Source organism: Microcoleus sp. PH2017_34_RAT_O_A, from assembly GCF_020737885.1.
GTDB lineage: Bacteria > Cyanobacteriota > Cyanobacteriia > Cyanobacteriales > Microcoleaceae > Microcoleus.
In genome coordinates, this window is sequence record NZ_JAEQDD010000048.1 from 48279 (window position 1) to 60071 (window position 11793).

Here is an 11793-nt window from a genome sequence, read left to right on the forward strand (position 1 = left end):
ATTGAAATTACGGCGATTGGAAATCGCGGCTACACAGACAAAACCCGCCTCCGCGGGTTGAAGACATTCTTAGTCCGCGGAGGCGGACATCGTTTGTATAGCCGCGGTTTCCAACCGCCGGGATTCTTGCCAAAATATAGATGCTACTCTAAAATAGTTAGGATGACAGTTTAAAGAACTTAGAGATTAATATGGAAGATAAATTTGATTTCCATAACTGCGGTAATGATGATGCTTTATCTTTTGGTGACGCAATGCTTAAAGTAGAAAAACTCAAGGAAACAGTAAATAGAGTTTTACCTGAAGATGAGTTAGCACAGACACTCAATAAGTCGTTAAGCCAACAGAAACTAGATATTGATGTAGGTTTAAATACTGACCAACAAACTAGGGCTTATGAAAACTGATTTGGTGAGGGTATAGATTGTGAAATTCTCAGAGTGGGTGCTCAGGGCTGGAAGAAAGGGAAGATGAAGCTCAAACTCAATGTCACTATAGAATTTTGCCCCGACGAACCAGAAGTAGAAGAAACACCAGAAAACAACGAGTCAGAAACTAGCCAACCAGAATCCCCCCTCGATGATTTGCGCCGCCAATTTCTCCAACAAGAAAACTCACTTAGCTAATCAATCAAACCTCTGCGGTTAAAATACATCATGACTAAAACTTCCAGAATTACTATCCCTCCAGAAGTCAGAAAATACGTATTCACTCGCAACAAATACCAGTGCCAAAGCTGCGGCCAAACCAAACTAGAAGCAGAACTGTCGATCGATCATATCATCCCCCTAGCCCGCGGCGGCAGCAACGACATCAGCAACCTGCAAACCCTCTGCTGCACCTGCAACCAAAGGAAAACCGACAAACTAGACCCGCGCTTTAAGCGACACTTTGACCTGTGATATTTAGTATAATAAGTTTGACCGTTTGATATGGAAATTGCACTCTGCCATGCGATCGCACTTTTAACTCCTAGCTAGGATAACTGCAATGCTCACAAAAACAGTTGACATACAAGAAGCACAAACAAATTTAAAAGAGTTATTATCTCTAGCACTTAAAGGTATAGAGGTTGTTCTCACAGAAGGTGGCATTCCCCTTGTACGATTAGCGCCCATTGCATCCCCAGCTAAGCCGCGCACAGCAGGATTGCACGCTGGAACAATCTGGACAAGTGAGGATTTTGATGAACCGTTATCTGATGAATTCTGGACAGGGAATCTATGAGATTACTCCTCGATACTCATACCTTCATTTGGTGGGACAGTTCCCCGCAAAGACTTTCACCAAAAGCTCTTGCCTTGTGTCAAAATCCAGAAAATACTTTGCTTGTAAGTGTTGCCAGCATTTGGGAAATCCAAATCAAGCTCCAACTTGGTAAACTAAGTCTGAATCTGCCTTTAACAGAAGTGATAGAAAGCCAGCAAGTGACTAACAATATAGAATTGCTACCTATTACTATTGCTCATGTTTTAGCCTTGAATAACTTACCAACTCATCACAAAGATCCCTTCGATCGCCTATTGATTGCTCAAGCCAATATAGAAGACGCTGTGTTAGTGAGTTGCGATTCGATATTTGCCAAATATCCGGTCAACATTGACTGGTAACTCCTACCATCGATAATACCGATAAGGATCGTCCCCATTCTCAAAATCTGTCTTATAATCCGGGTGATAAAACTCCTGACTCGAACCGTTAAATACAGCACCATCCGCCCTAAAACTTGCCCCTAAATTAGCTAAAATCTGAGCATTTGCCCGAGTTTGCCGCCAGCGAGTAAAACGCAAATAAGTCTTAGCATCAGCATTCAAACTATCCGGGTCAATTTGAGAGAAAATCGCCACGCCCTTACCTACAGCAACCCGGCTTAACAAACCGTCAGCACCGATTTCTCCCCCAGACTTAATCAACCAAGTATCATAAAAAGAGCGCGATCGCAAATCCGAACCGCTAAGCCCCTTCACCTCATCCCAACCAGGCACCGCCAGCGAACCCCCGAAATCCTTCGCCTGCTGCAAACCCACGCCCAAACCCGCAACAGGTACTTGACGCGGCAAGAAAAACGCATTTCCGCCACCATTCAAATAAGCACGCAAATCTGCATCTTTCAGATTCGCTTCGGCACCCACAATCGCCAAACCAGCATCCTGAGAAAGCGCATTAGCCCGCTGATAAATTACCCCCAAACTGTCCAACTTCTTGGCATCTTTGTCTCCCCCAATTAAAACCACCTTATCCGGCTTTCCAAGCATTGGAGAATTCGTCCCGTAACTCACAATTTGTTGGACTAACTGCGCCGCCCCACCATCTACAGAATAATGGTCTTCCAAATCCAACTCGTTTAAAATCAGCCGCCCTTTTCCATAATCCAATTCCATCAGCGGGGAATAAGCTAAATCAAACTCAGATTCCAAAATTGGCCGCCAACCGCTGCGGTGCGGCTTCTCAATTGAAGCGCTGCTGACTGCGCCGCGATTTCCCCAATGCCAGCCGTACCAAGGCATATTTGCTGGACTCAATCTCGATCCAGTTTGAGTTGTATCTGGATAAGCTTCAACCAGCGTACTTTCCCCCATCCAATCCCGCAAATCTTCACCGTCTAAACCGATAATTGCTGGATGATTGCTGTCAACTGGATAGGCGCGGCGGCTGACGTGTTCGGCAACCCGCAAACCCATGTTTTTTAGCCATTCCCGGCGCTGAGGAAACACCATTGTTTTGCCGCCGTTTCGCACGAAATTTTCTAAATTTCCTGGCAAATTTTGCCCGCTAGAAAAAGCTTCCCTACCGATAATTAATAGCGATAAAACTTGCGAACCATTCCAAGGCACCAGACTATAACCTAACTGCTTTAACATTGCCGATGTTTTGCCAACTGGATCGAAGATTGTTAGCGTATCCTTGATTTTGGCTTGATTGGCAAACACCCGGAAAGGAAATGTATCAGAATGCGGCCGATCGCCAATTCGTGCAGTTAAACTAATTTCGCCGTCAGCTTTGCTAGAAATTGTATTTGGCAATTTCACGTCAATTGGGAAAAATAGCGTGCCTGCTGTGTCAATTTTCCCCTTCTTCTCCCCAGTTGCTACCTCTTCTCCTCCGACCATAACTCGCCAATTTAATGCAAAATCTTGCTGCGCTCTGGTATCGTTAATTAATACTATTTGCTTAGCCAATTTGCTGCCTGCAAAAAAGCTGTGATCTTTGGCAGCAAAAGCCTGATTAGCACCAGCAATCCAAGCTAAAGTCGGGCCGTTATTCTTCATAATTGCCTCCCCTGCCGGATAAATTTTGTAAGCTTCTGGTTGCAAATGATGCATCAGATTGTTGGACACTTGCTTCAAATAAACACCTCGGCGACCCGATTGAAATCCTCCCAGATCTACCTTGGTTCTGCCAGCATCCGAAACATCCCAACCGTGTCCTTGCTGCCAAGGAATCATGCCCCCAGACATTCCAAAAGTCCGCCAAGTCCGCCAAGTATTCGTACTGAATAAATACTGCAACTTTTGAAAAGCAGGTGCAAAATCTAAATCCTTGCTCATGTGCCAGCTTTTATACTGCATATCCTTGACAAATTGCTCGCGAATTTTACGTTTATAAGTGGGAGTTTCTAAGTCGTAAGCTTGTTTGCCAAAGTAAATTGCTGCAAATTCAGTCATCCAAGGTTCGCTAACAATCACCTTATCAAAACCTTGGCGGTTCCGCATCATGGTCGCGTGCAGAGGCGTGCCAAATTCTACTACCATGTAGGGCATTTCTCCGGTTTTACTCCACTCTGAAATCCATTCTTCCCTTTCTTGTAACGGCATCACATTTAAATAAGAATTTAGCGAATAAACATCGCCAAAAGTGCCGCCTTGATGTACCATTACAGGTCTGGTTGGGTCTACAGATTTCATAGCAGCAAAAGCTTCATTTCCCAGGGGGGTTTTTGCCCGCAAACGCTGGTCTTCGACGGGGCCGATTGTTCCTTCTACTGTTTTCTTGCCGATGCGGCGGGGATTTTGGTCGTCACCGTTGCCGAAATAATTGGGACTTGTTGCCCACATTAATACTGAGGGATGATTGCGGTAGCGGCGCATTTCTGCTGTCATTCGCCCTTTCCAGCGATCGATAATTTGGCGGTTATTCCATTGTTCGCTCCAAGCTATGGGAGTAATATCTAATGCGGGCGCCATAATTGGAAAACCTTTGAGATCGGCGCGTTCGGAAAATAGTTCTCTGAAGTGCCATCTACCCCGTTCGTCGTGATTCCAAGGCCAGATTTCTGCTATATTGAAACCAGCTTTTACATAGGCGTCTATTAAACTGTCTGAAACTTCTACTGTGCCACCTTCCCATGTATCGGAATGCAAGGCGGGACGCAGGCGAAACTCGGTGCCATTTAAGAAAAATTTGCGCCCTTGTACCCAAAATTCGCGGAAGCCGAAGGGTTGGTTGTATTGCGTGTTAACGCCGCTGCCTGTTACTTCTAATTGCAGGGTGTAGAGGTTGGGTTTGCCGGCATCCCAAAGGCGGGGACTTTGCCAATCCCACTGGACTTTTACGGTTTGAATTGGTTTGGCTTGAACGGTTGCAGTGCCTGTAAATTTTTGTTCGACTTTGCCTTTTTCGTCGAGCATTTGCGCTACAAGCTGAACTTGACCGTTTTGGGTAATGTCTTTGAGCTCTACATCTAATTTAATTTGCTTTTTTCTGGTGGAAGTTTGGACGTATACATCGCTAACTAGCGGGCCTGGGGCCACGCTAAGAACCCTGACTTCGCCGATGATTCCCCGCGATTGCAAGTTGGATTTTGTGGTGTATATTTCTGTGGGACTCATGATCACGGCTTTGTCTTTTTCGTCGGAGACTGCCGCGACTAAAATAGATATTGTATTTTGACCTGGTTTGGCTACTTTGGTAATTTCAATATTGCCGTAGGGCCATTCGATTTGACCGCAGTTAATGCCGTTGACAAAGATAATTGCATCGGTGCTGACTCGGGCTAAGTCGATAAAAATGCGGCGGTTTTTCCACTCGCCGGGAATGTCTATTTTTTTCTGATACCAAGCTTTTGATAGTTGTTTGCTGTTGAAGTTTTCCCAGTCTTTGCCGGTGCCGCGAGTGATGATTCCGGGTATGAATTCGTTTTTTTCTTCTTGCCAGTCTCCGGGTACTTGGATGGAGCCCCAATTTGGGGAGGCGGGGGGACTTTGGGGGTTGCCTGTGGCGGGGACAAATTGCCAGGTGCCGTTGAGATAGATTTGGTTGCGCTGGTTGTCGATCGCGCTGGCGGTAGCTGTAGTAAGATTCGGAAAGCCGATCGACATTACTGAGTTGGTGACCGAGTTGGGATTTTGCACCGCGTAACCGATGAATCCGAAGACGATGGCGGCTGCGAAAAATAATCCGATAATTTTTGCCAGCTTGTGATTCATCGTAAGTTCCTCCCAGAAATCAACTTATCCAGTTTGTCTCTTCATTTATCATAAGCTGCTGCGCGCATCAATTGCTTGGTTTCGACGAGTGGACAAAGGGGAAAGTGGGAGATGGGGAGAGTGGGAGAGGGGGGGAGTGGGAGAGGGGGAGAAAGGGGAGAAAGGGGAGAAAGGGGAGAAAGGGGAGACGTGGGAGGGAGCATCTCAGTTTTGCATTTATTATAGTGCGAGCGTCCCCGCTCGCGTATTGTAAAATACGCGAGCGGGGACGCTCGCACTCAAAGAAAAAATGCTTTTTACAAAAATGAGATGCTCCTGAGGGGGAGATTGGGAGAGGGGGAGATTGGGAGTATTTTTCTGATTCTCTGTGACTAATGACTGATGACTGATGATAAGGTTTGCGAGCGGGGACAGCACTGATGACTAATGACTGATGAGGGCGGGCACGCACCATCCACCGCCCCTACTGACTAATGACTAATGACTAATGACTAATGACTAATGACTACTATCAACTGTCAACTGTTAACTGACTTCAGAAAATCTGTCTGTGGGAAGATGGCACGGCGCCGACAAATGTGGTTTGGTATAGAAAAAACACATAATTTTTTTTAACCATGTTGTTTTATAGGCACAAACAGAAATAGTGCGATCGCGCCATCGCTACAGGTCAAAAAAAAATGAGTCGGTTTCAGGTCTTGCCTTTACCCATTAAATCTTACAGCATTGCTACATTTACCGCAGGCACGGCCTTACTGCTGACAACTCTGTTACTGTTTGCACTTCAGGCAACTCCTGCAATCTTACTTCTTGCCGCTGCAATGGTTGGCGGCTGGTATGCTGGTTTAAAGTCCGCAGAACAAGAACTAGAAATAGAACGCCAGATTATTTCAAAAGTAACTGATACCACAGCTTGCTTGATTGTAGTTCTCGACAGTCGAGGACGGATTGTGCGATTCAACCAAGCTTGCGAAAAAACAACTGGCTACTCGGTAGCAGAAGTTCTGGATAAATATGTTTGGGATCTGTTCTTGATTCCGGAAGAAGTTGAGGCAGCTCAAACAGTTTTTGCTAATCTAAACGCAGAAGTTGTTTACAGCGAATATCAAAACTATTGGCGCACTAAAAATGGATCCAAGCGCTTCATTTCTTGGTCGAATACAGTGATGCTGGGTATTGATGGCTTGGTAGAATATGCGATCGCAAGTGGTATCGATATTACCGATCGCAAATTAGCAGAAATAGCCTTGGCTTCATCCTACGCCAAGCTAGAAAACCGCGTCAAACAGCGCACGGCTGAGCTAACAGTAGCTAAAGAAGCGCTGCAAGCTCAAGAAGAACGATTTCGCTGTTTAAGTTCCTGTTCGCCTGTGGGAATTTTTATGGCAGATTTTGAGGGGCGCTACACCTATGCAAACCCTCGCACTCAGGCGATTTGTGGCTTGAGTTTGGCAGAACTTTTAGGAGATGGTTGGGAGAATTGCATTCACCCGGAAGACCGCGATCGCGTATTGAGCCGATGGCTGGATTATACTCGGGAACTTGGGGAATATGCGATCGAGTATCGCCTGCAAACAGCAGAGGGGATTGTGCGCTGGATTAATGTTGGTTCGGCGCCGATGTTCTCCGACTGTGGGGAACTTATCGGACACGTGGGCACGGTGCGAGATGTTACTGAAAGACAGCAAACACAAGCAGCTTTGTCTAGCAGCGAACAGCAACTGAGAACGCTGCTAGAAAATACGCCCGATGTGATTATCCGCACCGATAAAGAACTGCGTTATATTTATGTCAACGAAGCAGTTGCCCGAACTCAAGGAAAACCAATTTCATTCTTCCTCGGGAAAACCAGTCAAGAGATAGGAATGCCGCCGGAACTTTGCCAGAGGTGGGATGAAACTCTCCGCAAAGTGTTAGAAACTGGTCGAGAAGAAGTCATCGAATTTCAGGCTTACTCAACCGACGGCATCAGAAGTTATCAATCTCGCGTAGTTCCAGAGTTTGACAAAGACGGCGTACCAGAATCGGCGTTAATTGTTGCCCGCGATATCACAGAACTCAAACTTACAGAAAGTCAAAGATTGCAGTTGGCAACCGAGCAAGCAGCCCGAGAAAAAGCCCAAATAGAACAGCAGCGATCGGCATTTTTGGCAGAAGTTAGCAAAATTTTGGCTGCTGCGTTTGACGGAGAAACAGTGCTGCAAAATGTCGCTGAATTAGCAGTTAATTCTGTTGCCGATGGGTGCTGCATTCATTTGACCGAAACTGACTCAAAAGTCCGCAAAGTCGCTGTGGCTCACGCAGAAGCCTCTACGGTTGATACGATTAATAAGTTGAGAGTTTGCAGCCCGATCGCCTTTGATGCTGTTAACGGCTATCCGCTGGTAATTCGCACCGGCAAATCCCAACTAATTGCCGAAGTGGATGAGGAGATTTTAGCAGCAGCAGCCGAAAATGCAGCAGAAATTGAAATGCTACGCGCGGCGAAGCTATCCCGTAGGGAATCGCTCAATATCGGTTCTCACGCTTGCGTACCGCTGAAGGCGCGCGGGCGGGTAATGGGTGCGATCACTTGCTTTACCTCAAAGTTGGGGCGCCGCTACAGTGCAGAAGATATGGCAATGCTAGAAGATTTAGCATACCGCGTGGCGATCGCCCTGGACAACGCCAGACTTTATGCAGAAGCGCAGCAAGCACTAGCTCAAACATCGCAATCCTTCGCCTTAATTGACTCGCTGTTAGAAGCATCTCCCCTAGCGATTTGCTTTCTCGATCGCGAAATGCGATTCATCCGCATCAATCAAGTATTAGCAGAACTCAACGGTTTGACAGCAGAACAGCATCTCGGTCAAGACTACCGCCAATTGTTGCCAGAATCCGCTGCCGAGTTTGCACCAATAATTCAGCAAGTTCTAGAAACCGGCGAACCTGTTTTAAATGTAGAAGTCAGCGGCGAACATGGGGGAAGACCCGGATATTTCGGCTACTGGCTCGCCAACTACTACCCGGTGAAAAATGAAAGGGGAGAAATCATCGGCGCTGGCATAATTATCGCAGATGTTACCGCAGCTAAACAAACAGAATTAGCTTTGCGGGAAAGTGAAATGCGCTTCCGCAGCGTGGTAGATTCTAACATGATCGGCATTGGTTTCTGGGAGGCGGGCGGCGAAATTACCGAAGCTAATAACGCCTTGCTGGACATGATTGGATATACGAGAGAAGACTTAATTTCAGGAAAAATCCACTGGAGCAATATCACGCCGCCGGAATACGCAGAACTCGATCGCGCAGCCCTCGCCCAAGTCGCAGCATCAGGAAGTTGCGAGCCTTTTGAAAAAGAATACATCCGCAAAGACGGCACGCGCTTCCCAGTTTTTGTCGGCGCCGGACACTTGCAAGGATGCACAGACAAAGGATCGTTCTTCGTGGTCGATATCACCGATCGCAAACAAGCTCAAAACCAGATCCGAGAAAACGAAATTCGCATTAGCAACCAACTAGCAGAACTCGACTTAGTTTACAACACCACACCAGTCGGGCTGTGCTTTCTCGATACCAATTTGCGCTACATCCGCATGAACGAATGCCTCGCTGCGATCAACGGCCGCACGATCGCAGATCACATCGGGCGCACCGTCAGAGAAGCGATACCGGAACTTGCCAATCTGGTAGAGCCGATTTACCGCCAAGTGCTCGCTACGCAAACCCCCGTACTCGACATGGAACTTAAGGCCGAAACCCTTCAACAGCCGGGAGTTGTGCGGGATTGGCAAGTCAGCTTTTACCCCGTGATCGATGAATCGGGAACGCTGTTGGGAGTCAGCAGCGTGGTTGCCGAAATTACCGATCGCAACCAAGCAAAACGGGTAATCCAGCAAAGCGAAGCTTTATTCCGCCGACTGTTAGACTCAAATATTTTCGGAGTCGCGATCGGCGATTTTACCGGCCGCATCGCCTACGCCAACGACTCCCTGCTCAACATGGTGGGCTATACTCGCTTAGACGTGCTCTCCGGTCAAATGCGGTGGGACAATATGACCCCCTCCGAATACCTCCACCTCGACGCCCGGGCGGCCGGGGAACTGCGGGCGTCGGGAGTCGCAACTCCTTTTAAGAAAGAGTACATCCGCAAAGATGGCAGCCGCGTGCCGGTGCTGATGGGCGCGACGACTTTGTGCCCTGACAAGGGCGAACCAGAGACGATCGTCGGATTCTACATTGACTTGACCGAAATCTCGCGGGTGGAAGCAGAACTCAAAAACAATCAACAACGGCTGCAAATCGCTCAGCAAGCAGGCAAAATCGGAACTTTTGAATGGAACGTCCAAACGGGCGAACTCGCGTGTACGCCGGAGTTAGAGGCTTTGTACGGGCTGCCGGCCGGCGGTTTCCAGAGCAGCTATCAAAATTTGCTGGCAATGGTGCATCCAGACGATCGCACTTTCACCGAACAGCAGGTACTGGCTGCGGCGACGAACGGCGAGGAATTAAACATCGAGTTCCGCATCTGCCGCTCGGATAGCAGCGTCGCCTGGATTGCTTGCAGGGCTAAGGTGTTTCAGGACGAGCGCGGTTTGCCCCTGCGGACTATCGGCGTGAACGTCGATATCACCGATCGCAAACAAGCAGAAGAGGCGCGATCGCAAATCAATCAAACTTTGGAAGCCTTGATCCAGGCTTGTCCCCTAGCAATTACCGTTTTCGGCGCCGAGGACGGCATTGTAAAAATGTGGAACCCAGCCGCTGAGAGGATTTTTGGCTGGCCAGAATCCGAGGCGGTAGGTAAATTTTTGCCCAGCGTTCCCCCAGACAAGCGGGAGGAATTTATGGAGAATTTGAAAGGAATTCGCGCTGGAAATGCGATCGCCGGCATGGAAACCCAGCGCCAAAGAAAAGACGGCACTTCGATCGACATCGGTTTGTGGGCAACTCCAGTCCGCGACGCCAAGGGTAACATTAACTGTATGTCGATCGTCGCCGACATCAGCGATCGCAAGCAAGTCGAGGCAGAACTCGCTCAGTTGCTCGATCGCGAACAAGCCGCGCGGGCAGAAGCAGAAGCCATCAACCGCCGGAAAGACGAGTTTCTAGCCACTCTTTCCCACGAACTCCGCACGCCTTTAAACGCAATTCTGGGTTGGGCCCAAATGCTCCGCACCCGCCCGTACACACCAGATTCTTTAGCTTGCGGTTTGGAAGCGATCGAGCGTCAGTCGAGGGTGCAAACGCAGCTAGTCGAAGATTTGCTCGATGTTTCCCGGATTATTCAAGGCAAGCTGGTTCTAAAACCCGGCTGGTTCGTCATGACAAAGACGATCGAAGTTGCCCTCAATTGTGTCAGTTTCGCCGCTCAGGCTAAGTCTGTGACTGTTTCCTCGGAATTTGACCCCGCAATCAGTTTGATGTGGGGCGACGCCCAGAGGTTGCAGCAGGTAGTCTCGAATTTGCTGACTAACGCCGTCAAGTTTACGCCATCCGGGGGAACAGTCCAACTGCGTTTGTCTGCGGTAGCTGTTGCTAATTCCCCATCACCTAATTACATACAAATTATTGTTAGCGATACCGGCAAAGGCATTTCTGCTGAGTTTCTGCCCTACGTGTTCGATCGCTTCCGACAAGCAGATGGCTCAATTACTAAGGCTTACGGGGGTTTGGGACTGGGATTGGCGATCGTCGAGCACTTGGTGGAACTTCACGGCGGCACTGTACGCGCCGAAAGTCCCGGAGAGGGACTCGGGGCGACATTTACAGTAATGCTGCCCCTGAAACAGCGTCGGAGTCAGCAGCCGCAGTTGATAGAGGAAAGGCAATTAGCTGCCGTGAGTCCTGGTATTTTGGCTGGTTTAAAGGTATTGGTAGTTGATGACGAACCCGACAACCGCGAGTTTTTGGTTTTGGCGCTGAAACAGTTGGGGGCTCTGGCGATGGCTGCTGCTTCAGCCCAAGAGGCGATCGACATTTTACAGCAGTCGCCGCCGGATATTTTAGTCAGCGACATCGGGATGCCGGTTGAGGATGGCTACTCGTTAATCCGCAAAGTGCGATCGTCCGAATCTGACAAAATCAAGCGCTTGGCCGCTGTGGCGCTGACAGCTTATGCTAGCGAACAAGACCGGCATCGGGCGATCGAGGCCGGTTACGACGAACACTTAGCAAAGCCGATCGATTCTGCTCGATTCGCCACAGTTTTAGCTCAGTTAAAAACCTTACACTAACAGAAGGTACGTAGTTGCGCTTGAGCGCTCCTCCAGGTACGTAGTTGCGCTTAAGCGCTCCGGAAAGGTACGTAGTTGCGCTTGAGCGCTCCGGAAAGGTACGTAGTTGCGCTTGAGCGCTCCGGAAAGGTACGTAGTTGCGCTTGAGCGCT

At 48.4% G+C, this 11793-nt stretch carries 5 protein-coding genes and 1 pseudogene; 5 read left to right on the forward strand and 1 reads right to left on the reverse strand.

Annotation, left to right across the window (positions count from 1 at the left end; all coding sequences use genetic code 11):
* The first annotated feature begins 191 nt into the window (after nt 1-191).
* From JGK11_RS17425 to JGK11_RS17440, 4 genes and pseudogenes are all read left to right on the forward strand, one after another.
* Nucleotides 192-626: pseudogene (locus JGK11_RS17425) on the forward strand (KGK domain-containing protein).
* A 30-nt stretch (nt 627-656) separates the two neighbouring features.
* The gene (locus JGK11_RS17430) at nt 657-902 is read left to right on the forward strand and encodes an HNH endonuclease (protein ID WP_293212379.1); all 246 of its coding nucleotides are present in this window, start codon (nt 657-659) and stop codon (nt 900-902) included.
* A gap of 88 nt (nt 903-990) precedes the next feature.
* Nucleotides 991-1227, forward strand: a complete 237-nt coding sequence (locus JGK11_RS17435; RefSeq protein WP_293183398.1) for a toxin-antitoxin (TA) system antitoxin — start codon at nt 991-993, stop codon at nt 1225-1227.
* Nucleotides 1224-1610 (forward strand): type II toxin-antitoxin system VapC family toxin, encoded by a 387-nt coding sequence (locus JGK11_RS17440; protein ID WP_293183400.1) that lies wholly within the window; start codon nt 1224-1226, stop codon nt 1608-1610. Before JGK11_RS17435 ends, JGK11_RS17440 begins: the two co-directional genes overlap by 4 nt.
* A 3-nt stretch (nt 1611-1613) precedes the next feature.
* Here the strand turns inward: JGK11_RS17440 and JGK11_RS17445 are convergent, their stop codons facing one another.
* A complete protein-coding gene (locus JGK11_RS17445; protein ID WP_293183402.1) occupies nt 1614-5426 on the reverse strand; it encodes a sugar-binding domain-containing protein in 3813 nt (1270 codons plus the stop codon).
* 680 nt (nt 5427-6106) lie between these two features.
* Here JGK11_RS17445 and JGK11_RS17450 point away from each other — a divergent pair.
* The gene (locus JGK11_RS17450; protein WP_293192113.1) at nt 6107-11641 is read left to right on the forward strand and encodes a PAS domain S-box protein; all 5535 of its coding nucleotides are present in this window, start codon (nt 6107-6109) and stop codon (nt 11639-11641) included.
* The last annotated feature ends 152 nt before the right edge of the window (nt 11642-11793 follow it).

What these genes read in the sequence shown, in the direction of transcription:
- JGK11_RS17430 (WP_293212379.1), top strand. Translation starts at nt 657, where the DNA reads ATGACTAAAACTTCCAGAATTACTATCCCTCCAGAAGTCAGAAAATAC.
- JGK11_RS17435 (WP_293183398.1), top strand. Translation starts at nt 991, where the DNA reads ATGCTCACAAAAACAGTTGACATACAAGAAGCACAAACAAATTTAAAA.
- JGK11_RS17440 (WP_293183400.1), top strand. Translation starts at nt 1,224, where the DNA reads ATGAGATTACTCCTCGATACTCATACCTTCATTTGGTGGGACAGTTCC.
- JGK11_RS17445 (WP_293183402.1), bottom strand. Translation starts at nt 5,426, where the DNA reads ATGAATCACAAGCTGGCAAAAATTATCGGATTATTTTTCGCAGCCGCC.
- JGK11_RS17450 (WP_293192113.1), top strand. Translation starts at nt 6,107, where the DNA reads ATGAGTCGGTTTCAGGTCTTGCCTTTACCCATTAAATCTTACAGCATT.